At 67.0% G+C, this 26,181-nt stretch carries 22 protein-coding genes; 7 read left to right on the top strand and 15 right to left on the bottom strand.

Annotation, left to right across the window (positions count from 1 at the left end):
* Positions 1-34: 34 nt before the first annotated feature.
* Positions 35-1,255, top strand: a complete 1,221-nt coding sequence (locus LZ605_RS05650) for an ATP-binding protein (RefSeq protein WP_249844059.1) — start codon at positions 35-37, stop codon at positions 1,253-1,255.
* Between the two features lie 32 nt (positions 1,256-1,287).
* On the opposite strand, the gene LZ605_RS05645 is transcribed toward LZ605_RS05650, so the two are convergent.
* Together LZ605_RS05645 and LZ605_RS05640 are read right to left on the bottom strand one after the other, a co-directional pair.
* Positions 1,288-3,060, bottom strand: coding sequence for an EAL domain-containing protein (locus LZ605_RS05645; protein WP_107230478.1), 1,773 nt, complete (start codon positions 3,058-3,060; stop codon positions 1,288-1,290).
* 4 nt (positions 3,061-3,064) lie between these two features.
* Positions 3,065-5,167 carry a PAS domain S-box protein gene (locus tag LZ605_RS05640; protein WP_249844058.1) on the bottom strand — a complete coding sequence of 701 codons (2,103 nt, stop codon included), beginning with the start codon at positions 5,165-5,167 and terminating at the stop codon, positions 3,065-3,067.
* 131 nt (positions 5,168-5,298) lie between these two features.
* Here LZ605_RS05640 and LZ605_RS05635 point away from each other — a divergent pair, with 131 nt between their 5' ends.
* Positions 5,299-8,058, top strand: coding sequence for a bifunctional diguanylate cyclase/phosphodiesterase (locus LZ605_RS05635; protein WP_249844057.1), 2,760 nt, complete (start codon positions 5,299-5,301; stop codon positions 8,056-8,058).
* A 212-nt stretch (positions 8,059-8,270) separates the two neighbouring features.
* On the opposite strand, the gene LZ605_RS05630 is transcribed toward LZ605_RS05635, so the two are convergent.
* The 7 genes from LZ605_RS05630 to LZ605_RS05600 all read right to left on the bottom strand — a co-directional run bounded on the left by LZ605_RS05630 (position 8,271) and on the right by LZ605_RS05600 (position 12,969).
* Positions 8,271-8,516, bottom strand: coding sequence for a hypothetical protein (locus LZ605_RS05630; RefSeq protein ID WP_249844056.1), 246 nt, complete (start codon positions 8,514-8,516; stop codon positions 8,271-8,273).
* Between the two features lie 96 nt (positions 8,517-8,612).
* Positions 8,613-8,828 carry a hypothetical protein gene (locus LZ605_RS05625; protein ID WP_249844055.1) on the bottom strand — a complete coding sequence of 72 codons (216 nt, stop codon included), beginning with the start codon at positions 8,826-8,828 and terminating at the stop codon, positions 8,613-8,615.
* A 98-nt stretch (positions 8,829-8,926) separates the two neighbouring features.
* On the bottom strand, positions 8,927-10,117 hold the full coding sequence (locus LZ605_RS05620; protein WP_249844054.1) for a methyl-accepting chemotaxis protein: 1,191 nt from the start codon (positions 10,115-10,117) through the stop codon (positions 8,927-8,929).
* Positions 10,118-10,282: 165 nt separating this feature from the next.
* Complete coding sequence (gene hflD / locus LZ605_RS05615) at positions 10,283-10,897, bottom strand: high frequency lysogenization protein HflD (protein ID WP_107230484.1); 615 nt, start codon at positions 10,895-10,897, stop codon at positions 10,283-10,285.
* On the bottom strand, positions 10,894-12,036 hold the full coding sequence (gene mnmA / locus LZ605_RS05610; RefSeq protein WP_249844053.1) for a tRNA 2-thiouridine(34) synthase MnmA: 1,143 nt from the start codon (positions 12,034-12,036) through the stop codon (positions 10,894-10,896). Before mnmA ends, hflD begins: the two co-directional genes overlap by 4 nt.
* Positions 12,033-12,494 (bottom strand): NUDIX hydrolase, encoded by a 462-nt coding sequence (locus LZ605_RS05605; RefSeq protein ID WP_249844052.1) that lies wholly within the window; start codon positions 12,492-12,494, stop codon positions 12,033-12,035. Before LZ605_RS05605 ends, mnmA begins: the two co-directional genes overlap by 4 nt.
* A gap of 1 nt (position 12,495) precedes the next feature.
* Positions 12,496-12,969 carry a hypothetical protein gene (locus LZ605_RS05600; protein WP_249844051.1) on the bottom strand — a complete coding sequence of 158 codons (474 nt, stop codon included), beginning with the start codon at positions 12,967-12,969 and terminating at the stop codon, positions 12,496-12,498.
* A 112-nt stretch (positions 12,970-13,081) separates the two neighbouring features.
* On the opposite strand from LZ605_RS05600, the gene clpS reads away from it, so the two are divergent.
* Complete coding sequence (clpS, locus tag LZ605_RS05595) at positions 13,082-13,408, top strand: ATP-dependent Clp protease adapter ClpS (RefSeq protein WP_057496341.1); 327 nt, start codon at positions 13,082-13,084, stop codon at positions 13,406-13,408.
* A 192-nt stretch (positions 13,409-13,600) separates the two neighbouring features.
* Here the strand turns inward: clpS and LZ605_RS05590 are convergent, their stop codons facing one another.
* A complete protein-coding gene (locus LZ605_RS05590; protein ID WP_249844050.1) occupies positions 13,601-14,413 on the bottom strand; it encodes an APH(6) family putative aminoglycoside O-phosphotransferase in 813 nt (270 codons plus the stop codon).
* 138 nt (positions 14,414-14,551) lie between these two features.
* Here LZ605_RS05590 and clpA point away from each other — a divergent pair, with 138 nt between their 5' ends.
* A complete protein-coding gene (gene clpA / locus LZ605_RS05585) occupies positions 14,552-16,837 on the top strand; it encodes an ATP-dependent Clp protease ATP-binding subunit ClpA (protein ID WP_107230489.1) in 2,286 nt (761 codons plus the stop codon).
* Between the two features lie 70 nt (positions 16,838-16,907).
* Here the strand turns inward: clpA and LZ605_RS05580 are convergent, their stop codons facing one another.
* From LZ605_RS05580 to trxB, 5 genes are all read right to left on the bottom strand, one after another.
* Positions 16,908-17,291: a hypothetical protein gene (locus tag LZ605_RS05580; RefSeq protein WP_249844049.1), complete on the bottom strand. Its 384-nt coding sequence runs from the start codon at positions 17,289-17,291 to the stop codon at positions 16,908-16,910.
* Positions 17,292-17,493: 202 nt separating this feature from the next.
* Entirely contained in the window at positions 17,494-17,712 is a 219-nt protein-coding gene (gene infA / locus LZ605_RS05575) for a translation initiation factor IF-1 (protein WP_005409596.1), read from the bottom strand.
* Positions 17,713-17,798: 86 nt separating this feature from the next.
* The gene (gene aat / locus LZ605_RS05570) at positions 17,799-18,539 is read right to left on the bottom strand and encodes a leucyl/phenylalanyl-tRNA--protein transferase (RefSeq protein WP_249844048.1); all 741 of its coding nucleotides are present in this window, start codon (positions 18,537-18,539) and stop codon (positions 17,799-17,801) included.
* A 73-nt stretch (positions 18,540-18,612) separates the two neighbouring features.
* Positions 18,613-19,737, bottom strand: a complete 1,125-nt coding sequence (locus tag LZ605_RS05565) for a GNAT family N-acetyltransferase (protein WP_249844047.1) — start codon at positions 19,735-19,737, stop codon at positions 18,613-18,615.
* Between the two features lie 101 nt (positions 19,738-19,838).
* Entirely contained in the window at positions 19,839-20,810 is a 972-nt protein-coding gene (trxB, locus tag LZ605_RS05560; RefSeq protein ID WP_249844046.1) for a thioredoxin-disulfide reductase, read from the bottom strand.
* A 233-nt stretch (positions 20,811-21,043) separates the two neighbouring features.
* Here trxB and LZ605_RS05555 point away from each other — a divergent pair, with 233 nt between their 5' ends.
* The 3 genes from LZ605_RS05555 (at position 21,044) to lolA (ending at position 26,139) form a co-directional block, all read left to right on the top strand.
* A complete protein-coding gene (locus LZ605_RS05555) occupies positions 21,044-23,407 on the top strand; it encodes a DNA translocase FtsK (protein ID WP_107230493.1) in 2,364 nt (787 codons plus the stop codon).
* A gap of 38 nt (positions 23,408-23,445) precedes the next feature.
* Complete coding sequence (locus tag LZ605_RS05550) at positions 23,446-25,389, top strand: DUF3857 domain-containing protein (protein WP_249844045.1); 1,944 nt, start codon at positions 23,446-23,448, stop codon at positions 25,387-25,389.
* Positions 25,390-25,500: 111 nt separating this feature from the next.
* The gene (gene lolA / locus LZ605_RS05545) at positions 25,501-26,139 is read left to right on the top strand and encodes an outer membrane lipoprotein chaperone LolA (RefSeq protein WP_249844044.1); all 639 of its coding nucleotides are present in this window, start codon (positions 25,501-25,503) and stop codon (positions 26,137-26,139) included.
* Positions 26,140-26,181 lie beyond the last annotated feature (42 nt).

The raw sequence follows: 26,181 nt of genomic DNA, 5'->3' as shown, positions 1-26,181 counted from the left end.
ATATTGGGCGCCTGTTCGAACGCCCCGAGTTGCCGTGTCCGCTGCCAACGCCCTCGTTACTGCCCCCCTTCCGCCGCAGCCGGTGCTGCAGGCTCTGCTTGAGCGCCTGCGCGAAGGCCTGTTGCTGTTCACCGAGGATGGGCAGGTGGCCCTGGCCAACCCGGCGGCGCAGGCTCTGCTCGCCGGTGCCGAAGAGGCCGCAACGCCACCGCCGCAGCGCCTGCGTGAACTGCTGCCGCCGGATGCACTGGAACACGCGCGCCAGCAGGGGCAGTGGAATGGGAGCCTGCCGCTGGGCGAGGGCGTGGTCATCGCCCATCTGTACCACCACGGCCCGGTGGGCCAGGGGCATTTCCTGGCGCTGTTCCGGCATATCGAAGGCCAGGAAGATTACGAACGTGAGCTGCAGCAGCGCCATGCCGAGCTGCGCCAGGCCTATCTGCGCCTGAACGGTACCCAGGAAAAGCTGCTGCAGTCGGAAAAGATGGCGTCCATCGGCCAGCTCGCCGCCGGTGTCGCGCACGAGATCAACAATCCGATCGGCTACGTGCACTCCAACCTGGGCAGCCTGCAGGAGTACCTGCGCAGCCTGTTCACCGTGATCGAGGCCTACGAGCGCGCACTGCGCGCGCCGGACCCGAAAGCGCTGATTCCGGAAATCGACGATATCCGTGACCGCCTGGACATCGACTTCATCAGCCGCGACCTGCCGCAGCTGATGGCCGAGTCGCGCGAGGGCATCGAGCGGGTGACGCGCATCGTGCGCGATCTGAAGGACTTCTCGTATTCCGGCCGCGACGAGTCGTGGAAGCTGGTCGACCTGCATGCAGGCCTGGAATCGACCATCAACATCATCTGGAACGAGCTCAAGTACAAGGTCACCCTGGTGCGTGAGTTCGGCCAGCTGCCGCTGGTGGAATGCCTGCCGTCCGAGTTGAACCAGGTGTACATGAACCTGCTGCTCAACGCCGGCCATGCCATCGCCGAGCGCGGCACCATCACCGTGCGTACCGGCGTGGAAGGTGATCACGTCTGGGTCGAGTTCGAAGATACCGGCGGTGGCATCTCGCCGGAGCTGCGCCAGCGCATCTTCGATCCGTTCTTCACCACCAAGCCGGTGGGCAGCGGTACCGGCCTGGGCCTGTCGATCTCCTACAGCATCATCAACAAGCACCATGGCCGCATCGACCTGGACAGCACGCCGGGCGTCGGCTCGCGCTTCCGCGTGGTATTGCCGGTGAAGCAGCCGCGCTGACCGGCATCCTCGCCGAATCCGGCGCCGGATCATCACCGCAGCGGTCGATCCTCACCGCCATCCACCGGCTCGGCCGCTGCCGGCCCGGCATTGCTGCGGCGCTGCTCCTCGTAGGTGCGGAACGCCTGGTGGATGTGCTTGCGCAGTTCGTCGTCGTTCCAGGGCTTGGTCAGGAAGCGGTAGATCGCACCGCGGTTGATCGCATCGGTCACCGTGTTCAGATCGGTGTAGCCGGACAGCACCAGGCGGATCGTATCCGGGTACAGCATCTTCACCCGGCCCAGGAACTCGGTGCCGCTCATGTCGCTCATGCGCTGGTCGGACAGGATCACCTGCACGTCGTTGATCGCCAGCAGGTCGAAGGCATCGCGCACGTTGCCGGCGGCCAGGATCCGGTAGCCGTCACGGCGGAACAGGCGCACCAGCGAACGCAGTACGTTCTCTTCATCGTCCAGCAGCAGCAGCGTGCGGTCCGGGCGGGTTTCGGCGAAGGCCTCCGGGCGCAGGTAACGGCGGCGCAGGGTCATGCCGGCGGCATCGGCCGACATCGGCTCGCCGAACAGATAGCCCTGGAACACGTCGCAGTCGTTGCGGCGCAGGAAGCCCAGCTGTGCCTGCGATTCCACGCCATTGGCAATGACCGTCATGCCCAGCTGGTGGCCCATGGCGATGATCGCGCGGGCGATGGCCGCCTCGCGATTACCGGCCGGCGCGCTCTTGATGAAGCTGCGGTCGATCTTCAGCTTGTCCACCGGGTAGCGCACCAGTGCGCTGAGGCTGGAGTCGCCGGTGCCGAAGTTGTCCAGGCTCAGGCTGATGCCTTCGTTGCGCAGGTTGGCCAGCGTCTCGTGCACGAAATTGACGTTGTTGGTCAACGCACTCTCGTTGATCTCCAGCGTCAGCATCTGCGCCGGCACACCGGCGGCCTGCATCAGGCCCATCACCTCGGCAAAGAAATTGGGGCGCAGCAGCTGCAGGGTGGACACGTTGACCGCGATGGTGAAATCGTCAAAACCCTGGTCACGCCACAGCCGCGCCTGCTTCAACGCACCCTCCAGCACCCAGGTGCCGATCTGCACGATGATGCCGAGCCGCTCGGCGGTGCGCATGAAGCGCTCCGGCACCAGCATGCCCAGCGTGGGCGACTGCCAGCGCAGCAGCGCTTCCATGCCCACCACGTGGCCGTCGCGGGCGCTCACCAGCGGCTGATAGCGCAGCTTCAGCTCACCGTTGGGAATGGCATCGACGATCTGGCGGGCGATGATGCTCTCGCTGTGCGCGCTGGGCGGGGTATCCACCGCGTGGATGCGCACCGCGTTGCCGCCTTCGCGGGCGGCCTGGTACAGCGCATCTTCGGCATGGTCGAGCAGGCGCGAGGTGCTGCTGGCGTGTTCGGGGCACAGGCTCACGCCGAGCTTGCCGGTCATGAACAGCGTGTACGGCAGCACCGACAGCGGCAGTTCCATCTGCTGACGGATCTCTTCGGCGAAATCCTCCGGCAGCGGCACATCGTCGGTGCGCGGTACGGCCAGCAGGAACTCGTCGCTGCCATGCCGCCACAGCTTGCCGCGCCCGCGCAGATAGGACTGCAGTCGCTGTGCCACCAGCACCAGCGCCTGGTCGCCCACTTCGGCACTCATGTTCTCGTTGACCGAGGCGAAGTGGTCGATGTCCACGTGCATCAGCATCAGCGCCGTGCCCCCGGAGGCGGCTTCGGCGACCATCGCCTGCAGCTCAGGGTTGCCGGCGCCAAGGCGATCGGGTGCATCATCGATGCTAACCGGGGGCAGGTTGGGATTCCACATAGGCTCAGTATTCCGGTGACTCGACAGCGGCCATGCCGGCCGCCTGGTAGGGGAGATGGACATCGACCAGGGTGCCTTCGCCATGCGCCGATTCGATCCGCACGTGGCCTCCGACGCTCTGCGCGCGCTCGCGCATCACGATCAGGCCCAGCCCGCGTGGACCGTCCGGATCGAAGCCTTCGCCGTCGTCGCGGATCTGCAGGTGCAGCCCGCGCTGGCCAACGTCGCGCAGCTGCAGCTGCACCTGGCTGGCGCGCGCGTGGCGCAGCGCGTTGGTCAGGCTTTCCTGGGCGATGCGGAAGCAGGCCTGTTCAATGCTGGTGTCCGGCCGATGCGGCAGTGACTCGATTTCGGCCAGCAGCTCCACCGGCGAAGAGCGGAACAGCACGCGGGCCTGCCAGCTCAATGCGGCCTCCAGCCCCAGCGCATCCAGCTGCGGTGGACGCAACAGGGTCGAGATGTCGCGCAGCTTGGCCACCGTAGTGTCGGCCAGGCTGACGATCTGCGCCAGGTCATCGGCGCGGCGGCGCGGATCCTCTTCATCCTGCGCGGCATGCGCAGACAGCTTGATGGCGGTGATCGCCTGGCCGATATCGTCGTGCAGGTCACGCGAGATCGCGCGGCGCTCGTCCTCCTGCAACGAGAACAGGCGGCCGGCCATGGCCTGCAGCTCGCGGTTGCTGGTTTCCAGTGCGCTGCGCGTGCGCTCCGAATCGCTCAGGTCGCGCACGATCAGCAGCTTGCAGTCGCGACCGCCGTAACGTACTTCACCCACGGCCAGCCCGGCGTGGAAGCTGCGCCCGTCGGCGCGTTGCATGGCCACCACGCTGCTGTGGCCCGGACCCAGATGCAGCTGGCCGGCGCGCAGCTGGCTGCGCACCCGGGCCAGATCGCCGGCGGCCACCAGTGCGGACAGCGGTTCGCCCAGCAGGGTGTGGCTGCCATAACCGAACAGGCTGGCGGCCCAGGCATTGGCGTACAGCACATGCTCTTCGGAGAGGATCACCACGCCGTCGGGCAGCACCCGCACCAGCTCGCGGAACTGCTCTTCGCGCTCACGCAGCAGGCGCCGCGACTGTTCGCGCTCGGTCACATCCTGCAGGGTGCCCAGCACGCGGCTGCGCCCGGCCTCGTCGAATCCGCTGGCGGCGCGCAGATGCACCATCAGTGCGCGCCCGTCCATCGACAGCAAGGGCAGCAGCACGTCCACCTGCACGGCCTCGCCCGAACACAGCTCGCCCAGCAGCTGTTCGGTCTGCGCGGCGGTAGCCGGGTCGGCCGGCACCAGCAGCTCGTCGAACCGGTGCCAGCGACGGGCCTCGGGCGGGCGACGACCGAGCAGGCGGTAGACCTGGTTGGAATAACGCCCCAGGCCGGTCGACGGATCCAGTTCCCATGCGCCGATGCGGGCCAACTCATGGGCTTCTTCCACGCGCGCCAGCGCCTGGTCACGACGCAGCTGGGCCAGGTCTTCGGCGGTACGGTCGATGGCAATCAGCAGGCGTGCGTTGTGGCCGTCGAAGCCGATGGCGTTGGAGCGCAGCTCCATCTGCCGCAGTGAACCATCGCGCAGCTGCAGTTGTGTGCGCAGGATGCACAGCTCCTCGGGTGCCTCGCGGATGGCTTCCAGCTTGGTCTGCAGGGCCTGGTCCTGGCCCGGCGGCCACAGCGCGTCGATGGTCTGTTCCAGCAGTTCCTCGCGCTCCCAGCCGAAGGCGCTGCAGGCGGCCGGGTTGGCATCGAGGATGGCCAGCGTGTCCAGGTCGTAGACCAGGATCGGGCCGGGGTTGCCTTCGAACATCTGCCGCAGGCGCAGCTCCGAGGCCTGCTGGCGGGCGTGGGTATGCAGCACGTGTTCGGCCAGCGGGCGCAGCAGCAGGTACAGCAGTCCCGCACTGGCCAGTGCGAAGAACGAGCCCTTCAGCCCCTGCCACAATGCCGCCTGCTGCGGATCGGGGATGAACGCCTGCACCGCGCTGTCGGTGGAGATCATCCAGGCCAGCGCCATCACCAGGTAGCTCAGCACCACCCGCCGCCGGTCGCGGCTCAACGCCTGCGCCATCCGCGGGTCGGGAGCAGGGGCGTTGCCGGTCGGTTCTGCGGGCATGGACGGGGCGGAAGAAGGGGGCGCCGGCCATCTTACCGCGCAGGTGTGCCCTGGCCACTCAATTATCCGCCGCAGGGGCCGTTAACCACTGCGTGCCCCGCTGACGGGCGTGTCATCCGGAGCAAGATCGCGTGGACCAAGGGATCATCGCCAGCCTGCTGCAGCACCCGCTTGCGTCGGCACTGGTCATCGTCGACCGTACCGGCCGCCCGCTGGCGGCCAACCCGGCCGCGCGCGAGCATGGGCTGCCGGCCACCGTGGCCGCGTACGCCCCGATGCTGGAAGATCTGCGGCTGATGGCGGCCGATGGCGGCATCGTGGCCTGCACGCTGCCGGGCGGCCCGCGCGGTCATTTCGATGGCCACCTGCGCGCCGTGCATGACGGTGCCGGCAATCTGCTGGCCTTCACCCTGAGCATTCCCGAGCCGGTTCCAGTGGATGGGGGCGGGCGCTGGGAGCTGGCACTGGACAGCGCCGGCCACAGCCTGTGGGACTGGGACATCCCCAGTGACCGGGTGGCGCGGACACCTGCGTTGGGTGATGAAACCGCCACCGCCATGCTCTCGCGTGTGCATGGCGATGACATCGTGCAGGTCCGCGCTGCGCTGGACGAACATCTGCGCGGCCTGAGCGAGCAGTACAGCGCACAGTTCCGTTTCCGCCAGGCCGACGGTCAGTGGCGCTGGGTGCTGGACCGTGGCCGCGTGGTGGCGCGTACCGCCGATGGCCAGCCGTTGCGGATGGTCGGCACGCATACCGATATCGAGCAGCAGAAGCAGCTGGAGGCGCTGTTGCAGGAGCAGCAGCTGCATCTGAGCGAAGCCCAGCGCATTGCCAGCATGGGCAGCTGGTCGTTCGATCCCAACACGGGGCATTTCTGGTGGTCGCCGGAGCTGCGCTCGCTGCTGGCCCTGGGGCAGGGCGCCGTACCCGGCCAGCGGCGCTGGCTCAAGCACCTGCATCCACGATCGCGCGGGGCGTTGCGCGCGGCGTGGCGGCGCCTGTGGCGCGATGGCCGTGCTGCCAATCTGGAGCTGGAGCTGACCCGCGGCAACGAACCCTCGCAGCATCTGCGCCTGTGGATGCAGCCGCTGCTGGACATGGACGGTCAGCCCAAGCGCCTGCTGGGCCAGGTGCAGAACATCACCGAGCAGCACCAGACCGATGCGCTGATCCGCTGGCGTACCGAGCTGCTCAACCGCGTTTCCGCGCTGGGACGCATCGGCGGCTGCGAGATCGAAGTGCAGACCCGGCACATGCAGTGGACCGAGGAGTGCTACCGCATCCACGGCCTGCGCAAGGAACCGATCACCCTCGACCAGGCGCTGGCGCTGTACACCGAAGATTCGCGCAACGCCTTCGAAGCCGCGCTGGCTCGTATTGCCGACGGCGGGCTGCCCGAGCAACTGGACCTGTGCTTCTATCGCCAGTCGGGCCTGCGCGTGTGGGTACAGGTGCTGATCGAGCTGGACCGGCGCGACGGCCTGCCAGCGCGCTTCGTGGTGCTGTTCCGTGACATCACCCGCGAACGCGAGGCCAACGAGCGCATCGAGCTGTTGGCCCATTATGATCTGCTGACCGGTCTGCCCAACCGGGTGCTGCTCGGCGAGCAGACCGCTGAGGCCATCGAGGAAGCGCGCGATCGCGGCACTTCGCTGGCGATGCTGTTCATCGACCTGGATGGCTTCAAGACCATCAATGACAGCTTCGGCCACGCCACTGGCGATGCGCTGCTGAAGGCCGCCGCCACCCGCCTGCACCAGAACCTGCGCAACAATGACCTGTTCGGCCGCTTCAGCGGCGACGAGTTCATCGTGGTGCTGCGCGATCTGGCCGAGCCGGAAGACGCCGGCCACGTGGCGCGCAAGCTGATCGCCTCGCTGGCCGAGCCGCTGCGCCGGGGCGAGACCACCCTCAAGGTGGGCGCCAGCGTCGGCATCGCGATGCTGGGTGATGCGCAGACCGACTTCGATTCCCTGCTGCGCGCCGCCGATGCGGCGATGTATGCAGCCAAGGAAGCGGGGCGCAATACCTACCAGTACTACAGCCAGGACGCCCTGGCCCGCATCCAGCGCCGGCTGGAGATCGAGCATGCCCTGCATGGCGCGATCGAGCGCGAAGAGTTCAGCCTGGCCTACCAGCCATTGCTGCACGCCCACCAGGGTGAGCCACCGGCGATCGAGGCGCTACTGCGCTGGCATCGGCCTGGGATTGGCTATTGCAGCCCGGCCGAGTTCATCCCCATTGCCGAGAAATGTGGCGAGATCGTACGCATCGGTGACTGGGTGCTGGGCGAGGCATGCCGTCAGGCCGCTGCCTGGGATCGGGCCGGACTGCGCTTTGACCGCATTGCAGTGAACGTATCGGCCGTGCAGCTGCGCGACCGTGGCTTTGCCGAGCGCGTGATCGAGATCTGCCACGCCCATGGCTGGCCGCCGCAGCGGCTGGAACTGGAGCTGACCGAGTCGGCCCTGATTCGTGACACCGACATCCTGCGCCACTGCTTTGATGTACTCGAACGTCACGGCGTGCCGCTGGCGGTGGATGATTTCGGGACCGGCTTCTCCAACCTCAACTACCTCAACCGCTTCCCGGTGGGGCGCCTGAAGATCGACCGCAGCTTCGTGCAGGGCATGCTGCACGACTCGGGTACGGCCGAAGTGACCCAGGCCATCGTGCACCTGGGCCATGCGCTGGGCATGAAGGTGGTGGCCGAAGGCGTGGAAACGCATCAGGAAGAAGACATGCTGCGCCGCCAGGGCTGCGACGAGATCCAGGGTTACCTGTACTCGCGCCCGCTCAGCCCGCGCGACCTGGCGCAGTGGCTGCGCCAGCAACACCCGATGCCGATGCGCACCGACGCCAGCGGCGAAGTGGTGCTGGTGCGCTGACAACCCGCTCTGTTGGGTGCCGGATGACTGCTCTGGTGGGTGCCGACCGTTGGTCGGCACTGAGGCGCGCGCGCGATCATCCATGCATGGCGTGGATCTAACGGTTCATCAATGCGATGCCTGCAATCGAATACCTGGCGATCAGCAGCCCGAGCACGTACTCCGCCACGATGATCAGCCAACAGGTCGTCGCCTCGATCTCGCGCCGCACATCAATGGTGCCGTAGCGGTGATGGCTTAGGGTGATGGCTTAGATGGACGTGACCGGTATCGATGGCCGTTGCCGCCGCCCAGGCAGCCAGGAAGGCCATCAGCAGGAATAGCTGGCTGCCGAACAGGAATGCGACCAGTCGATGCCGGGGAGGCCGCAAGGTGGCGTAGGCGGGGCGCCAGGTGAAAGTGACGGCGATCAGCACCATCGCGGCAAATCCCAGCCAGGTCATGAACATGGTGCTCATGGGACGACACTCCGTGTCCAGTCGTAGGCGACGTGGGTGGATCATGCCATGGGGCTGCAGCGGGTGGCGGTAAAGCCATCCACGCATGGCGTGGATCTACCTCAGCGCTTCACCGTCCAGCCCCAGGTCCCAAGCCAGTCCGAGCAGTTCTTCGCCCGCAGGCAAGGGGGCGGGGCGCGCGTCGGCCAGCTGCTGCAGTTCGCGGATCTCTTCGCGGGCGACCTCTTCCAGCTGCTGCAGCTGCTCACGCACGCTCGCGTTGCGCGGGCGCTCGGTATCGGTGAGGGAGGGCAGGGCGCGGATCAGGGTCATGGTGCGCGTACAGGTTGCATCCAACGGCAGGGTACAGGCAAAGGCCCCGGAATGACCGGGGCCTTGCGGGCTGCCGGCAACGGCAGCGGACATCAGGATCAGAACAGCTCGACGGTGCCGGCGCCCATGCTCTGCTGGGCAACCGGCTTGTGCGGCGGGCGCTCCCACTCGCTGCGCAGTTCGCGCAGGCGGCTGCCGGTGCGCTGCAGGGCGGTGGCGATCTCTTCGTCGAACACGCCGCCATTGCGATGCAGCAGTTCCTGCAGGGCCACCGCTTCGCGGTTGATCGCGGTCAGGCGGTCCAGGTGGGTATGCACGCCGCCCAGGGCCTGGGTGGCGATGTCCTCGAACTGCAGGGCGCGCACGGCCTCGGCCACGCTGCCATCGATCGAACGGGCGCACTCGGACACTTCGCGCATGCCGTCGCCCAGCGAGGCGTTGATCTGGGCCACGTTGTCGAGCATCGCCGCCGCTTCCTGGCGTGCTTCGCGGGAGCGGTCCATGTCACGCGAGGCCATGTGCGAGACCGTCTCGCGCACCTTGGCGATGGCGTCCTTGGAGCTGTGCGCCAGCTTGCGGATCTGCTCGTTGAAGGTGGTCGAGCGTTCGGACAGGTTGCGGACCTCGTCGGCCACCACTGCGAAGCCACGACCGGCTTCACCGGCACGCGCCGCTTCAATGGCAGCGTTCAGCGCCAGCAGATTGGTCTGGTCAGCGATCGACTTGACGTCTTCCAGCAGCGCGAAGATGCCATCCAGGTGCTGTGCCATCTGGTCGATGTGCTGCACGGTGGTGCTGCTCTGGCCGCTGACCTGTTCCAGCGCTTCCACCAGCTGTTCCATGCGGTGGCTGGCGTGCTGGGCAAAGCGGGCGACGTCCAGGCCGGCGCTGCCCTCATCACCGGCGCGGTCGACGATGCGCGACAGGGCCTGGCTCTGCTGGCGCGACTTGCGGTTCATCGCATCGAAGCTGCCGCCGAGGCTGGAGACGGCCTGGCGGATCAGGTCGCGGGCGCGTTCTACTTCACCACGCGAGCCGTCGATCTCGTTGCCGACGAAGTTGCGCAGTTCGGTCAGCAGCTGATCCTGCTCACGCAGGACGCGGGTGTGTTCCGGGGAACGGTGCGCCTGGGCGCGGGTGGTCCACCACGCAAAGCCCAGCCAGCTCAGCGTCATCGTGGTCAGGATCGCCCAGCGCAGGGCGGCCGGCCATTCGAAACCGATGGCGAAGGGGAGCAGCAGGGTCAGGGCCAGAGGGGCGGCCAGACGGATGAAAATGCGTGAGTACATGGACGTTCTCGGGAGGTGCACGGAGGATGTATCGGCCGTACCCCCCTTCTCTTTAACGTCGATGTGCCTTGATGTGCATTCTGAATGCGCCGGTTTTCCGGCGCTGCAGAGGGTTCAGGGGTCAGAGCCCGTTCCGTGTTGGAAAGGGATCCGACCCCATGGGGCTCACGCCAGTTGGCGGTCCACGGCCTCGATCATCGCCTTGCGGCTGAACAGGAAGTCCCAGTAGCTGCCGCCCAGCTGACGCCACAGCACCGCCGAGCGCACCGCGGCCAGCAGCAGGGCGCGGATCTCGGCCACCACGCCGGCCTGGCCCAGGTAGTGCGGGTTGCCCTGCACCATCACCCGCGGCTTGAGGTGGCTGATGGTGTCCGCGTACAGGCCGCCCAGGTTGGCCAGCACGTCCGGGTGGCCGCTGTCGCCCAGCTCGGCGGCCTGGCGCTGGGCGCGCTCGATGCCACTGGCGACCTTGTTCACCGTGGCGCCGTCCTGCACGAAGCGGCGCTCCAGCTGCAGCACCGACAGGGCCAGCTTGGGCAGGATCGGGTCCTGGCCCTGGCTGCGGAAATAGTTGTGCAGCAGGCGCAGGCCTGCCTTCAGCGCATGGCGGTCACCGAACACCTCCTGCGGCGATGACGCATCGACGCGGAACACGCTGTCCACGGCGGTGCGCACGGCGGCGGCGTCGGAATGGCCGGTATCGGCGATGCGGCGGACCTGTTGCAGGGCCTGGGCAATGCCGGCCAGGGCCAGGACGCGGTCGTCGACAGTGAAACTCATGCAGCAATTACCTCAAAAGGAGAAGGGGTGGTGCGCAGGCGCTGTTCCAGTGGGGCGTCGGTAGCGGCGATCACCGCACCGCCCAGGCACACCTCGCCGTCATACAGCACCAGCGACTGGCCGGGGGTGACGGCGCGCTGCGGGCGGGCGAAGGTGACCAGCACACTGCCATCGTCCAGCACCTCGACCGTACACGGCTCGTCGGGCTGGCGGTAGCGGGTCTGCGCGGTGCATTCAAAGCGACGCGCCGGCGGCGAACCGGCAATCCAGTGCGCGGTCTCCGAGCGCAGGCGCTCGGACAGCATCCAAGGGCTTTCACGGTCCTGGTCCACGTACAGCACGTTGCTGGCCACGTCCTTGCCGACCACATACCACGGCGCGGCGGGGCGGCCGCGCACGCCGCCGATGTTCAGGCCCTCGCGCTGGCCCAGTGTGAAATAGAACACGCCCGGATGTTCGGCGATCACGCTGCCGTCGGCCGGGTCGAGGATCTGGCCCGGCTTGGCCGGCAGGTAACGGCCGAGGAACTCGCGGAAGTCGCGCTCGCCGATGAAGCAGATCCCGGTGGAGTCCTTCTTGGCGTGGGTCGGCAGGCTGACGTCGCGTGCAATGCGGCGCAGGTCGCTCTTTTCCAGGTCGCCGATCGGGAACAGTGTGGCCGCCAGCTGCTGCTGGCCCAGCTGGTGCAGGAAGTAGCTCTGGTCCTTGGAACGGTCGGCGCCGCGCAGCAGCAGCCACTGGTGGCCGCGCTGGGTCACCCGCGCGTAGTGACCGGTGGCGATGCGCTCGGCGCCCAGCTCGCGGGCGGCGTCCAGGAAGTGCTTGAACTTCACTTCGCGGTTGCACAGCACATCCGGGTTTGGCGTGCGGCCGGCGGCATACTCGGCCAGGAAGTGCTCGAACACACCCTGCCAGTACTCGCTGGAGAAATCGCGGAAGTGGAACGGAATGCCGAGCAGGCCGCACACCGCCACCGCGTCGCGGCGATCGTCCTCGGCGCGGCACTCGCCGCTGCCGTCGTCGGCCCAGTTCTGCATGAACAGGCCGGCCACCGCTTCTCCCTGCTGCACCAGGCGCCAGGCGGCGACCGAGGAATCGACGCCACCGGAGACGCCAACCATCACGCGCGGGGTGCTCATGCGACCTCCTGGACCAGGGAAAGGGGATGGCGCTGGCCGCCCAGGTAGTCGGCCACCACCTTCCAGACCAGCGGGCTGCGCTGGCGCTCGCCGGCCGTCTGCAGTTCGGCCGGGGTCAGCCACAGCGCGCGGTCGATGCCGGTGTCCAGCGGTTGTGCCGGGTCATGCGACAGCGGCCTGGCGGCGTAGCAGAAGCGCAGGAACGTGGTGCCATCGGCGGCAGTCCACTGGTAGCAGCCGATGAAGTGGGTCAGCTCGACCGTCCAGCCGGTTTCCTCGCGGGTCTCGCGCAGGGCCGCCTCGGCCAGGCTTTCGCCCGGCTCAAGGTGGCCGGCCGGCTGGTTCAGCACCTGGCGGCCCTCAATGGTCTCTTCCACCAGCAGCACGCGGCCACCGTCAACCACCACAGTGGCGACGGTGGCATGCGGTGCCCAGCGCGGGTCCGGCGTTGCGTTCAACTCAGAAATCGTCCTTCTTGGTCAGTTCCAGCTCCATCGCATCGGCGGTGCGGATGGCCGCATCAATGGCGTCGCTGAGCTGGTCCGGGGTGGCGTCTGCATCGATCTTCACCACGAACATGGCGGTGCTGTCCTGCTTCACCCAGCCGCCCATCTTGGCATCCTGGGAATCTTCCAGCAGGCGGTTGGCCACGGCCACCGGGAACTGCTTGGCCGTGGCGGTGTACGCCGGCGACCAGATCTCGCGGATATTGTGGCTGCCGAAATCCTCCACCGCCGAACGCACGTAGACCATCTGGGTGCGGTCGCCTTCGACATCGAACACCAGGCGGTAGTCACCGTCCTCGTCGATCTCGTAGGTGTAGCCCAGCTTGTCCAGATGGCGGGCCACGGATTTGTCGGCCTCCGGTGCGGCAACGGCGGAGCCGGTCGCGGCCAGGCCGAGCAGCAGGGCGGGCAGAAGCGTCCTTTTCATGAAGATCCTGTGAAGCGGATTTGAAAGAAGGTGCAATTGTGACGGGGGGCGTCCGTGCCGTCCAATCTGCGGCGGGCCGACGCAGGCTCGGTACAGGCCCTATAATGGACGGATGCCTCGCGAGTCTTCCCCCGATTCCCATCACGAACACGGTATTGCCGTGGAGCCCGCGCGCCCGGAAGTGGCGCCGCCGCCGTTCTACCAGGTGATGCTGCTCAATGACGACTACACCCCGATGGATTTCGTGGTGGACGTGCTGCAGCAGTTCTTCAGCATGGACCTGGACAAGGCCACGCAGGTGATGCTGCACGTGCATACCCGCGGCCGCGGGGTGTGCGGGGTGTTCACCCGCGAAGTGGCCGAGACCAAGGTCGCCCAGGTCAATGAGTATTCGCGGATGAACCAGCATCCGTTGCTGTGCACGATGGAAAAGGCCTGACCGGCTGCCGGTTCCCGTCCGGGTACATCGATTCCGGACCCGGCGTGCTGTAGAGCCGAGCCGATGCTCGGCTGCCTTTTGTTACGGCGTACCGACGCCCGAGGCATCGTGCCCACCAAGGTGGGCACCTACCAGAGCAGGTGTGGCGGCCCCCGGCGCATTGCGCCCACCAAGGTGGGCACCCACCTTGGATCATGCCTCCGCCAGCGCCTCCAGCGCCATTTTCGCCACCGCCTCGTCGATGTCGGCCGGGTCGCCGTCATCGCGGAACCACACCGCCGACAGGCCCATGCTGGCCGCGATCCAGCGCAGCAGGCGACGGCGTTCGATGCCGGACAACGCGCCGACCTGCTCCAGTCGCGCCGCAAACCGCTCCGGCCGCGTGGCGACGTGGATGCCCGGGCCGCACAGGTCCGGGTTGCTGAACAACGTCGTGTAGTCGAAGGCGCGGTCGCCGATCAGCCGCTTCGGGTCGATCGCCAGCCAGCCGCGCGTGCCGAAATCCAGCACGTTGTCGTGGTGCAGGTCGCCATGCAGTGGCCGGATCTCCTGCTCGTCCTGCAGCAAGACCAGCGCCAGCGATCTGCACTGTTCCAGTAGTGGCGGCAACGCAGCCCTTGGCTGCAGCAGGTCGGCGAACCATGTAGGCAGGCAGACCAGGTCACTGGGCGCTGTGCTCCGTGGCCGGTGCAGCCGCTGCAGAACCTGGCACAGGAGGGTGGTGCAGGTGTCGTCCTCGCCATTGATCGAACGCTGTCGCAGCGAGTCGCCGGCGGCACGCTCGATCAGGATGGCCGGCCCCTCGTGGGCCAGCAGGCGGGCGGCGCCGTCACCGTCCCACCAGCGCAGCAGTCGATGGGCGTTCTGCTCTTCGGGCTCGTCGCTGACCTTGAGCATGGCCGGCACGCCGGCCGGGGTCAGCACCGGCCAGAGCCGGGCGCGGGGCGTTTCGATGGCCGCGCCATCACGCCGCAATCGCCAGCGGCTCAGGTAGGGTTCGCTCATGCTGGCAGGGTCGTCCTGGAGTGAATGAAGATCAAGCAATCTGCACTGCTAACGCCATCTGAACGCAGCAATCCGCTAGGGTGATGGAAATCGCGTAGTCAGGCCGCATATTGTCCCCATCTGCCGCCGGAGTAATCCATGTTCAGCAAAGACCTCGAACACACCATCGGCCAGTGCTACAAGCGCGCCCGTGAGGCCCGGCATGAGTTCATGACGGTCGAACACCTGCTGTTGGCACTGCTCGACAACCCGTCCGCCCAGGCCGTCCTGAAGGCCTGTGGGGCCGACGCCGAACGCCTGCGTCAAGAGCTGGAGCAGGCCATCGAGGCGTCCGTGTCCCGCCTGGCCGAAGATGACGGACGCGATACCCAGCCGACCCTGGGCTTCCAGCGCGTGCTGCAGCGGGCTGTGTACCACGTGCAGTCCTCGGGCAAGAAGGAAGTCACCGGCGCCAATGTGCTGGTGGCCATCTTCGGTGAGAAGGACTCCCACGCCGTCTATTACCTCAACCAGCAGGATGTCACCCGGCTGGACGTGGTCAATTACCTGTCCCATGGCATCGCCAAGCTGGGTGAGGAGGGCGAGCAGCCGTCCTCGTCCTCCGAGGGCGAGGGCCGCATGGAAGGCGGCGAGGGGGAGCCCAAGGGCGACGCACTGACCGAGTTCGCCAGCAACCTCAACGAACAGGCCCGGGCCGGTCGCATCGACCCGCTGGTCGGTCGTGCCGACGAGATCGAGCGCACCATCCAGGTCCTGTGCCGCCGCCGCAAGAACAACCCGCTTTACGTGGGTGAGGCCGGCGTGGGCAAGACCGCCATTGCCGAGGGCCTGGCCCGCCGCATCGTCGAAGGCTCGGTGCCCGACGTGCTGGCCGATGCGGTGATCTACTCGCTCGACCTGGGCGCGCTGGTGGCCGGCACCAAGTACCGCGGCGACTTCGAGAAGCGCCTGAAGGGTGTACTGACCGCGCTGAAGAAGGTACCCAACGCGGTGCTGTTCATCGACGAGATCCACACCATCATCGGTGCCGGTTCGGCCTCCGGTGGCACCATGGATGCCTCCAACCTGATCAAGCCGGCACTGGCCTCCGGCGAGCTGCGCTGCATCGGTTCGACCACCTTCCAGGAATACCGCGGCATCTTCGAGAAGGACCGCGCCCTGGCTCGCCGCTTCCAGAAGATCGACATCGTCGAGCCGACGGTGGGCGAGACCTACGAGATCCTGCAGGGCTTGAAGTCCAAGTACGAGCTGCACCATGGCGTGACCTATTCGGACGAGGCGCTGCAGGCGGCGGTAGACCTGTCGGTGAAGCACATCGGCGACCGCCTGCTGCCGGACAAGGCCATCGACGTGATCGACGAGGCCGGCGCGCGCCAGCGCCTGCTGCCCGAAGGGCAGCGCAAGGAGCTGATCGACGTCGAGGAGGTGGAGGCGATCGTGGCCAAGATGGCGCGCATCCCGGCCAAGCAGGTCAGTGCCACAGACAAGGATGTGCTGCAGCACCTGGAGCGCAACCTGAAGATGGTGATCTTCGGCCAGGACCCGGCCATCGGTACCCTGGCGTCGGCCATCAAGCTGGCCCGTTCAGGCCTGGGCAACCCGGAAAAGCCGATCGGCAACTTCCTGTTCGCCGGCCCGACCGGTGTCGGCAAGACCGAGGTGACCAAGCAGCTGGCGCTGCAGCTGGGCATCGAGCTGGTCCGCTTCGACATGTCCGAGTACATGGAGCCGCATTCGATCAGCCGCCTGATCGGTGCGCCCCCGGGCTACGTCGGCTTCGACCAGGGTGGCCTGCTGACCGAAAAGATCGTCAAGACCCCGCACTGCGTGCTGCTGCTGGACGAGATCGAGAAGGCGCACCCGGACATTTTCAACATCCTGTTGCAGGTGATGGACCGCGGCGTGCTGACCGACACCAACGGTCGCGAAGCCAACTTCAAGAACGTGGTGCTGGTGATGACCACCAATGCCGGTGCGGCGCAGGCCTCGCGGCGTTCGATCGGCTTCACCAAGCAGGACCATGCCACCGATGCGATGGAGACCATCCGCCGCGCGTTCACGCCGGAGTTCCGCAACCGCCTCGATGCGGTGGTGCAGTTCCAGCCGCTGGGCTTCGAGCACATCCTGCGTGTTGTCGACAAGTTCCTGATCGAGCTGGAGATGCTGCTGCAGGAGAAGCACGTCAGCCTGTCGGCCACGCCGACCGCGCGCGACTGGCTGGCCCACCACGGCTTCGACCCGCTGATGGGCGCGCGCCCGATGGCCCGTGTGATCCAGGACAGGATCAAGCGTCCGCTGGCCGACGAGCTGCTGTTCGGCAAGCTGGTCAACGGCGGCAAGGTCAGCATTGATGTCCGCGACGACGAGCTGGTGGTGGAGACCCAGGCCGAGCCGGAGCGTCTGCTGCCGGTGACAGTGGAGTAAGCCGGCCGGTTTCCTGCGGCCAGTCATGCAAGGACAAGGGCGGCTTCGGCCGCCCTTGTCGTGTCTGCGCTCAACGGCGACGTTGGCGCGCCTTCCGGGCGAAGCTGGCGGGGTCGATGTGCTCGACGCGGGCGACGGCGCAGCGTTCGGTATCGGTGCGCAGGGTGCTGCGGCCGTCGCTGCAGAGCAGGTTCTGCTGCCCTTCGGTGGCAAAGCTCAGCGTGCGGGAGCGGGCCGCGGCGGTACAGTCGCGCTGGAAGTGCACCACGTAGTGGTCCTGGCCGTTGCGCAACAGCACATCACGGGTAACGCCGGCGCGGACCATCTGCTGGTCGCTGCCCAGCTGGATGCAGGCGGTGGTGGCCGCTGCCGGTGCATCGGCGGCCTGGGCCGAGGCGGCTGACAGCAGGCTGGCGGACAGGAACAGGGAGCAAAGCAGGGGATGCCGTTTCATGGCGGGGCAGGGGGTGGCGATCCGGACTGGATCGGATTCCACGATGCCGCGGCGGCTGCAAGCGCGAATCTGCCGCAAGCCGGGCTGACCGACGCCACGGTGCGTTCGGTCACGATGACCTCCGGCAGGGCCGGATTGCGGGCATGACAAAAGGCCAGCAACCAGGGCTGGCCTTGTCGAAGTGGCGCCAGGCGCCGACCGCTTACTTCATGCGGTAGGTGATACGACCCTTGGTCAGGTCGTACGGGGTCATTTCAACCTTGACCCGGTCACCGGTGAGGATGCGGATGTAGTTCTTGCGCATGCGGCCGGAGATGTGGGCGATGATTTCGTGCCCATTTTCCAGGCGAACGCGGAAAGTGGTGTTCGGCAGCGTCTCGCTGACGGTGCCCTCGAACTCGATGGAATCGTCTTTCGACATGTAGTCCTGTGCGGTTCAGAAAACGGCCACGCTGGGCCTAAGGCGCGGTATTTTACGCGTGATGCGGCCAGCTTGCAAAGTTTGCGTTAACCTTCGGCCAAACGCTTCGCCGGCAGGCGTCCGACGGCCTGGGTCCAGGCGCCTTCACGGCCCTCGCGGCGCACCGCCTGACGCACCTGATCCAGGAACACGGCGCGCGGCAGGTGTACTGCGCCCATCCGCAGCAGGTGTGGATTCTCCACCTGCGCATCGATCAGTTCCCAGCCCCAGCTGCGCAGGGTGGCCGCCAGCGCCGCCAATGCGATCTTGGAGCCGCCGCTGGCGCCGCTGAACATGCTTTCGCCGAAGAACATCGCGCCGATCGCCACGCCGTAGATGCCGCCGACCAGGGTCTGCCGGTCCCATACTTCAAACGAATGGGCAAAGCCGAGGTCGTGCAGCTGGCTGTAGGCCTCGACCATGGCCGGGCTGATCCAGGTGCCGTCCTGGCCGGGGCGCGGGGTGGCGGCACAGGCGCGCATCACCTGGCTGAAGGCCACATCGGCAGTGACCTCCCAGTGGCTGGCGCGCAGCTGGCGCCGGAAACGGCTGGACAGATGCACGCCGTCGGTGCGGAACACCATGCGTGGATCGGGCGACCACCACAGGATCGGCTCGCCCTCGCTGAACCACGGGAAGATGCCGCCGGCATAGGCGTTGAGCAGGCGCAACGGGTGCAGGTCGCCGCCGACGGCGAGCAGGCCATCGGGCTGGCGCAGCGCGGTCTCGGCCGGGGGAAAGGGCGCGTCCGGCGCATCGGCCAGGCGCCAGGGCAGCGGGCGGGTCATGCATGCAGTGTAACGGGCGTGGGTGCCTACCTTCTCCGGTTCCGGTAGGCACGTCAGTCGAGCAAGCTCGACGCTACGGTCCCGCGCGGAACGGGCTGTGCCCCAGCAGCGCCTGCTGGTAACGACGCACGTCGCCCCGCTCCTGCCGGCACCAGTCCTGCAGGGCGTCGGCAAACTCCGCATCGGCCACCCAGTGGCGGCTGCGCACCCGGGTGGGCAGGAAGCCGCGTGCCAGCTTGTGCTCGCCCTGCGCGCCGGGCTCGAAACGGGTGAGTCCCTCGCGCAGGCAATACTCGATGCCCTGGTAGTAGCAGGTCTCGAAGTGCAGGCCGGGCAGGGTCGCGCCTCCCCAGTAGCGCCCATACAGCGTGTCGCCGCCGCGCAGGCACAGCGCACCGGCAATCGGCTCACCCTCCTGCTCTGCCAGGAACATCACCAGCCGGCGCCCCAGTGCGATGGCCAGATGGCGCAGGAAGGCCTCGGTCAGCGCCGGTGCGTTGCCATACTCGAGGAAGGTCTGCAGGTAGAAGCGGTACATCGCCTGCAGGTCGGCGCGGCTGGCGTCATTGCCATGCACCACGCGGAAGGTGATGCCCTGGCGGGTGACCTTGGCCCGCTCCTGGCGGATGTTCTTGCGGTGCTTGTGGTTCATCGCGCCCAGGAACTGCTCGAAGGTGGTCCAGTCGCCCGGGTTCTGCCATTGGAACTGGATGTCCTCGCGCAGCAGCCAGTCGTCACCGAACAGCGTTTCGTCACCGGTGTCATGGAAATTCACATGCGCCGATGACACGCCCAGTGCGGGCAGCTGCTGGCGCAGTGCCGGCAACAGCGCGGCACGTGCGGCATCGTGACGGGCCAGCAGCCGCGGCCCGGTCACCGGCGAGTACGGAACCGCACCCAGCCACTTCGGGTAATAGTCGCGGCCGTGGCGGGCGTAGGCATTGGCCCAGGCATGGTCGAACACGAACTCACCGTGCGAATTGGTCTTCAGGTAGCCCGGAATGGCGCCGATCAGAGCATCGCCTTCCCAGAGCGTGAAGTGCCGGGGCTGCCAGCCCCAGTCCCCGCGCAGGCAGCCGTGGGCTTCCAGCCCGGCCAGGAAGGCGTGGCTGACAAACGGGTTGCGGCCATCATGCAGAGCGTCCCAGTCGGCGGCGGCAATGGACGGCAGGGAATCGAGGAAACGGGGCGAAGGCATGAGGGAAGGATAGGGCAGGTGAAACAAAAAGGCCGACGCGTTGGCGTCGGCCCTTGGTCCGGGTCGAGCATGGCTCGACGCTACCGAAGCGGGCCAGCGTTTCAGCTGGCCTTGCCTTCGGCATCCAGGAAGCGCTCGGCGTCCAGCGCGGCCATGCAACCGAAGCCGGCCGAGGTGATCGCCTGGCGGTAGTGCTGGTCGGCCACGTCGCCGGCGGCGAACACGCCCTCCACCGAGGTCTGGGTGGCGTTGCCGCCCAGGCCCGAGCGGATCTCCAGGTAGCCGTTGTTCATCGCCAGCTGGCCGTCGAACAGGGTGGTGTTCGGGTGGTGACCGATGGCCACGAAGAAGCCGTGCGCGTCGATGTCGCGGGTGCTGCCGTCCACGGTGGACTTCACGCGCACGCCGGTCACGCCGGCATCGTTGCCCAGCACTTCCTCTACCTGGTGGTGCCAGACAGTCTCGATCTTGCCTTCGGCCACCTTCTTGAACAGCTTGTCCTGCATGATCTTTTCCGCCTTCAGGGTGTCGCGGCGGTGCACCAGATAGACCTTGCGGGCGATGTTGGACAGGTACAGCGCCTCTTCCACGGCGGTGTTGCCGCCGCCGACCACGACCACGTCCTGGTCGCGGTAGAAGAAGCCGTCGCAGGTGGCGCAGGCGGACACGCCGCGGCCTTTGAAGGCCTCTTCGGTGGGGATGCCCAGGTACTTGGCGGTGGCGCCGGTGGCGATGATCAGGGCGTCGCAGGTGTACTCATGGCTGTCGCCGATCAGCTTGAACGGGCGCTGGGAGACGTCGGCGGTATGGATGTGGTCGAAGATGACCTCGGTCTCGAAACGCTCTGCGTGGGCCTGCATGCGCGCCATCAGGTCCGGCCCCATCAGGCCGTGGGCGTCACCCGGCCAGTTGTCCACCTCGGTGGTGGTCATCAGCTGGCCGCCCTGCTGCAGACCGGTGATGACGACCGGCTTCAGGTTGGCGCGGGCGGCGTAGACGGCGGCGGTCCAGCCGGCCGGGCCGGAACCAAGGATGACAAGACGCTGATGGCGGGAGGGCAGGCTGGTGCTCATGTAAACTCGCGAAAAGGTAGATGGGACAAGGCGCTGGCGATGTTTGCGCAGCATCCATGGCAGGTCATAGAGTGGCGGCTGGGGCAGGGCGATTCAAGCCGATGAACAGAACGCCGTCATCCAGCGGTGGTTCGGGCGCCCCACAGGCACCGCAGCGCGTCGCATAACTGAAAACTGACGCCGTCTCATTTATTATCAATCACTAACAGCGCATTCCAAAGGTATGGTCTAAGGTGGCGAAGCAGGTCCCCGAACGCTCCAAGTCCGACGACAGCAAGGCGTCACGTCGCACGGCCGCGGCGGCGACGACCGACAATCCACGCCGCCAGCGGCTCTGGCGCGACCTCGGCCTGATCGCCATCGCGCCGGCCCTGTTGTATCTGGCGGCCAGTCTGTTCACTTACTCCGCCACCGACCCGGGTTGGTCGCATACCGGCAGCGTGGTCGCGCCGGTGCACAACATGGGCGGGCGCGCAGGGGCCTGGATCGCCGACGTGCTGCTGCAACTGTTCGGCTACATCGCCTTCCTGCTGCCGGTGGTGCTGGGCGCGCTGGCGTGGATCGCCATGTTCGGCCTCAAGCGCGAGAGCAAGGGTGAGAACGACCTGGACCCGGCGCTGCGCCTGGTCGGCCTGGTCGGCTTCCTGATCGCCGGCACCGGCTTCCTGCACGTGCGCCTGTTCAGTGGTGATGTCTCCAGTGCTGGCGGCATCCTCGGCAAGCTGGTCGGCAATTCGCTCACGGTGGGCTTCGGCGCGCTGGGCGCGAACCTGTTCGTGCTGGTGCTGCTGCTGGCCTCGATCACCTTGGCAACCGGGTTGTCCTGGTTCAGCGTGATGGAGAAGATCGGCCGTGGCGTGATGTCGCTGGCGCCGTTGCTGGAGCGCAAGAAGGAGGAAGTCACCGAGTGGAAGCAGACCCGGGTGATGCGCGAGGAGCGCCAGGAAGTGCGCAAGGCCGATGCCGAGGTGCGCGCCAAGCGCGAGCCGGTGAAGATCGAGCCGCGCCCGGAACCGGTGATAGAGAAGAGCGACCGCGCCAAGCGTGACAACCAGATCCCGATGTTCCGTGGCGTCAACGGTGACGGCTCGGACCTGCCGCCGCTGGCGCTGCTGGATGATCCCAAGCCGCAGCCGAAGGGCTACGACGAAGAGACGCTGGAGACGCTGTCGCGGCAGATCGAATTCAAGCTGAAGGATTTCCGCATCGACGCGCAGGTGGTCGGCGCCAATCCCGGCCCGGTCATCACCCGCTTCGAGATCGAGCCGGCGCCGGGCATCAAGGTCAGCCAGATCAGCTCGCTGGACAAGGACATCGCGCGCGGGCTGTCGGTGAAGTCGGTGCGCGTGGTCGACGTCATTCCGGGCAAGTCGGTGATCGGCCTGGAAATCCCCAACGTCACCCGCGAGATGATCTTCCTGTCCGAGCTGCTGCGCTCGAAGGAATACGACAAGTCGGCCAGTGCGCTGACCTTGGCGCTGGGCAAGGACATCGCCGGCCGCCCGACCGTGGCCGACCTGGCGCGCATGCCGCATCTGCTGGTGGCCGGTACCACCGGTTCGGGCAAGTCGGTGGCGGTCAATGCGATGGTGCTGAGCCTGCTGTTCAAGGCTTCGCCGAAAGACCTGCGGATGCTGATGATCGACCCCAAGATGCTCGAACTGAGCGTCTACCAGGGCATCCCGCACCTGCTGGCGCCGGTGGTCACCGACATGAAGGAGGCCGCCAACGGCCTGCGCTGGTGTGTGGCCGAAATGGAGCGCCGCTACAAGCTGATGAGCGCGGTGGGCGTGCGCAACCTGGCCGGCTTCAACAAGAAGGTGAAGGAAGCCGAAGACGCCGGGCAGCCGCTGATGGATCCGCTGTTCAAGCCGAACCCGGAACTGGGCGAGGCGCCGCGCCCGCTGGAGACGCTGCCGTTCATCGTCATCTTCATCGACGAATTCGCCGACATGATGATGATCGTCGGCAAGAAGGTGGAAGAGCTGATCGCGCGCCTGGCACAGAAGGCACGTGCGGCCGGCATCCATCTGATCCTGGCTACGCAGCGCCCATCGGTGGACGTGATCACCGGCCTGATCAAGGCGAACATCCCGACCCGCATCGCCTTCCAGGTCAGCTCCAAGATCGACTCGCGCACCATTCTCGACCAGTCCGGCGCGGAAACCCTGCTCGGCCACGGCGACATGCTGTACCTGCCGCCGGGCACCGCTCTGCCCGAGCGCGTGCACGGCGCCTTCGTCTCCGACGAGGAAGTGCATCGCGTGGTCGAGCACCTCAAGGCGATGGGCCCGGCCGATTACATCGACGGCGTGCTGGACGAAGTGCAGACGATGGGTGACGGCGTGGTGGTCGGCGCCACCGGCCTGCCGGAGACCAGCTCCGGCGGCGGCGATGAGTCCGATCCGTTGTATGACGAAGCGCTGCGGGTGGTCACCGAGACCCGCCGCGCTTCGATTTCCGGCGTGCAGCGCCGGCTGAAGATCGGCTACAACCGCGCGGCGCGACTCATCGAGGCCATGGAAGCGGCCGGTGTGGTCAGTGCGCCCGAACACAACGGCGACCGCACGGTGCTGGCACCGCCACCGCCGAAGTAAGGCCCGACGTACCCCCACGACGTCCAAGGAACCGACGCATGCTTCACCCCGTCCCCAGCGCGCTGGCACTGGTGCTGGCAGCCTTGATGGCTGCCGGCCCGGCACTGGCAGATACCGCCACCACCGCGCCCGCCACGGCGCCGCCTTCCACCAGCGGCGATACCGAAGCCAGCAACAACTTCAGCATTGTCCGTTACCGCGCCGACTACCAGGTGCGGCCGGATGCGGGCAATGTGCAGACCGAAACCTACGAAGTGCTGCTCAAGACCAAGGCCGCCGTCGAGCAGTTCAGCCAGGTGCGGCTGAGCTACAGTGAAAAGATGGAAACGCTGGAAGTGCTTGGCGCCTACACCATCACCGCTGACGGCCAGCGCCGCGACGTGCCGGCCGACCGCATCTACACCCAGGAAAGCTACTCCAGCGCCTCGGCGGCGATGTACGCCGACCGCAAGGTGCGGGTGATCGTGTTCCCGAACCTGGCCCCGGGCACGCGCCTGTACTACCAGGTGCGGCGTACCCAGGCCACGCCGTACTTCCCCGGCTACTTCGGCCTGTGGGAGACCTTCAATGTGTTCACCGAATACGAGGACGCCGAGGTCACCCTGAGTGCGCCGGCCAACCTGCCGATGTTCGTTGACAGCCGCGGCGTGCAGGGCAGTGATCGCCCGGTGGTGAAGAATGGCCAGGCGCAGTGGCGCTGGCACTACCAGCGCCGCGAAGCCATGCCGGCGCAGAACTGGTCGGCGGCCGGCTGGGAGTTCGGCCCAAACATCATGGCCAGCACCTATCGTGACTGGTCGCAGATGGGGCGCGCCTACCAGCTCAAGGCCGGCCCGGCCGCGCAGGTCACGCCGGAACTGCAGGCGCTGGCCGACCAGGTCACTGCCGGCATCAGCGACCGCCGCGCGCAGGCCGACGCCCTGTACCGCTGGGTGGCGCAGAACATCCGCTATGTGGCGGTGTACCTGGGCAACGGCGGTCTGGAGCCGAACAGCGCACAGAGCATCCTCGACAACCACTATGGCGACTGCAAGGACCATGTGACGATCCTGGAGGCGCTGCTGGCGGCCAAGGGCATCGCCAGTTCGCCGGTGCTGATTGGTGCCGGCGGCGGACCCACGCTGCCGAAGATTCCGGTGCTGGGCCGCTTCAACCACGCCATCACCTACATTCCCGAATTTGATCTGTACCTGGATTCGACTACCGCATGGGCGCGTTTCGGGCAGTTGCCGGAAGGTGATCTGGGTGCGCCGGTGATGCGCACGCGCGATGCCACGCTGGCGCGCACCCCGGCCAACACCCCGCAGCGCAATGCCACCTCGATGGAGGTGCGCTTCACGTTCGATGCCAACGGCAACCTGCGCGGCGAGACCGTTCCGAAGCTGGGTGAGAACGCCGAGATCGGCATGCGCGCGCAGTTCTCCCAGCTCAACGCGCAGAACCGTGCGCGCGCTGAAGAGCAGATCATGGCCGCGTCCGGATTCGATGGGCGGGGGCAGTTGCAGATCCAGGGCGTGCCTGTCGACCTGACCCGGCCGTTCGGTTATCGCATGGCGTTCCAGGCCGAGGACTACGCCGACTTCAGCGTGGCCGGCGGCATGGCCGTGCCCGATCCGCCGGGCGGCGAATCGGTGCGTGGCCTCTACGCCACCGCCTCGGCGCCGGCCAACGAGACGCCGTTCTACTGCAACGCCAGCCTGCGCGAAGAAACCTACCGTCTGCAGTTCCCGGCCAATGCGCCGATCATCGCCATTCCGGCCAGCCAGCGCTTCAGCAATGCCGCAGGCGACTACCGGGTGGATTGGAGCCGGCAGGGCCAGGAAGTAACCGTGCACCATCGCCTGCAGCAGAACGCGGTGCGTGGCCCGGAAGCGCTGTGCCAGCCACAGGACTACGCTGCGTTCCGCGCGCTGTACCGCGAAGTGCGTCGCGGCTTCCGTGGCCAGGTGCTGTACGGCAAGCTGCCGGCGGCTGGCGGCTGAATCGCCGATGGACGTCCGGGGCGGCATAATGTCGCCCTGATCGCCCATTCATGTTTCTACGGGCACACTGGCCACTACCTTTCCTGGCGTTCGCGCCCACAGGATTTCCGCATGAACTTCCGCTTCCGCCGTTTCCTCGCCACCACCACCCTGGCCGTGGCCTGTGCCGCCGCTGGCAGTGCCTGGGCCGGCGCCCGCGATGATCTCAAGGCCTTCACCAGCGGCCTGAAGGGCCTGGATGGCCAGTTCAGCCAGCAGGTGTTCGACAGCCGGGGCAAGGTGAAGGAATCGACCAGCGGCCGCGTGGCGCTGTCGGCACCGCGCCTGTTCCGCTGGGAGTACGTGCGCCCGCACGAACAGCTGATTGTGGCCGACGGCAAGAAGGTCTGGATGTACGAGCCGGACCTGGAGCAGGCCACCGTGCGCGAGCAGGGCAAGGAAGAGCAGAACAGCCCGCTGACCGCGTTGATCAACCCGGCGCTGCTGGAACAGCAGTACGACCTGAGCGAAGAGGCGGCGCAGCGCGATGGCCTGCAGTGGCTGTCGCTGTCGCCCAAGCGCGATACCGAAGCCAGCTTCCAGTACGCCGCGTTGGGCTTCAACGCCCAGGGCCTGGCCAAGATGGAGATTACCGATGCTGTCGGCCAGCGTACCGTGATCACCTTCAGTGGCTGGAAGCGCAACCCGGGCTTCGCCGCCGGCACCTTCAGCTTCATCCCGCCGAAGGGCACCGACGTCATCGGTAATTGAGGTGTGACGCCGGGCATGGCCCGGCGTTACCGTCCTGGGTGG

Source organism: Stenotrophomonas maltophilia (assembly GCF_023518235.1).
Lineage (GTDB): Bacteria > Pseudomonadota > Gammaproteobacteria > Xanthomonadales > Xanthomonadaceae > Stenotrophomonas.
The sequence above is the reverse complement of the archived record's forward strand: the minus strand, read 5'-3'. Positions and strand labels throughout refer to the sequence as shown.

What these genes read in the sequence shown, in the direction of transcription:
- clpA (WP_107230489.1), top strand. Translation starts at nt 14,552, where the DNA reads ATGTTCAGCAAAGACCTCGAACACACCATCGGCCAGTGCTACAAGCGC.
- clpS (WP_057496341.1), top strand. Translation starts at nt 13,082, where the DNA reads ATGCCTCGCGAGTCTTCCCCCGATTCCCATCACGAACACGGTATTGCC.
- LZ605_RS05630 (WP_249844056.1), bottom strand. Translation starts at nt 8,516, where the DNA reads ATGAGCACCATGTTCATGACCTGGCTGGGATTTGCCGCGATGGTGCTG.
- LZ605_RS05590 (WP_249844050.1), bottom strand. Translation starts at nt 14,413, where the DNA reads ATGAGCGAACCCTACCTGAGCCGCTGGCGATTGCGGCGTGATGGCGCG.
- LZ605_RS05620 (WP_249844054.1), bottom strand. Translation starts at nt 10,117, where the DNA reads ATGTACTCACGCATTTTCATCCGTCTGGCCGCCCCTCTGGCCCTGACC.
- LZ605_RS05565 (WP_249844047.1), bottom strand. Translation starts at nt 19,737, where the DNA reads ATGCCTTCGCCCCGTTTCCTCGATTCCCTGCCGTCCATTGCCGCCGCC.
- hflD (WP_107230484.1), bottom strand. Translation starts at nt 10,897, where the DNA reads ATGAGTTTCACTGTCGACGACCGCGTCCTGGCCCTGGCCGGCATTGCC.
- LZ605_RS05640 (WP_249844058.1), bottom strand. Translation starts at nt 5,167, where the DNA reads ATGCCCGCAGAACCGACCGGCAACGCCCCTGCTCCCGACCCGCGGATG.
- LZ605_RS05580 (WP_249844049.1), bottom strand. Translation starts at nt 17,291, where the DNA reads ATGAAACGGCATCCCCTGCTTTGCTCCCTGTTCCTGTCCGCCAGCCTG.
- LZ605_RS05625 (WP_249844055.1), bottom strand. Translation starts at nt 8,828, where the DNA reads ATGACCCTGATCCGCGCCCTGCCCTCCCTCACCGATACCGAGCGCCCG.
- LZ605_RS05645 (WP_107230478.1), bottom strand. Translation starts at nt 3,060, where the DNA reads ATGTGGAATCCCAACCTGCCCCCGGTTAGCATCGATGATGCACCCGAT.
- mnmA (WP_249844053.1), bottom strand. Translation starts at nt 12,036, where the DNA reads ATGAGCACCCCGCGCGTGATGGTTGGCGTCTCCGGTGGCGTCGATTCC.
- lolA (WP_249844044.1), top strand. Translation starts at nt 25,501, where the DNA reads ATGAACTTCCGCTTCCGCCGTTTCCTCGCCACCACCACCCTGGCCGTG.
- LZ605_RS05550 (WP_249844045.1), top strand. Translation starts at nt 23,446, where the DNA reads ATGCTTCACCCCGTCCCCAGCGCGCTGGCACTGGTGCTGGCAGCCTTG.
- aat (WP_249844048.1), bottom strand. Translation starts at nt 18,539, where the DNA reads ATGACCCGCCCGCTGCCCTGGCGCCTGGCCGATGCGCCGGACGCGCCC.
- infA (WP_005409596.1), bottom strand. Translation starts at nt 17,712, where the DNA reads ATGTCGAAAGACGATTCCATCGAGTTCGAGGGCACCGTCAGCGAGACG.
- LZ605_RS05600 (WP_249844051.1), bottom strand. Translation starts at nt 12,969, where the DNA reads ATGAAAAGGACGCTTCTGCCCGCCCTGCTGCTCGGCCTGGCCGCGACC.
- trxB (WP_249844046.1), bottom strand. Translation starts at nt 20,810, where the DNA reads ATGAGCACCAGCCTGCCCTCCCGCCATCAGCGTCTTGTCATCCTTGGT.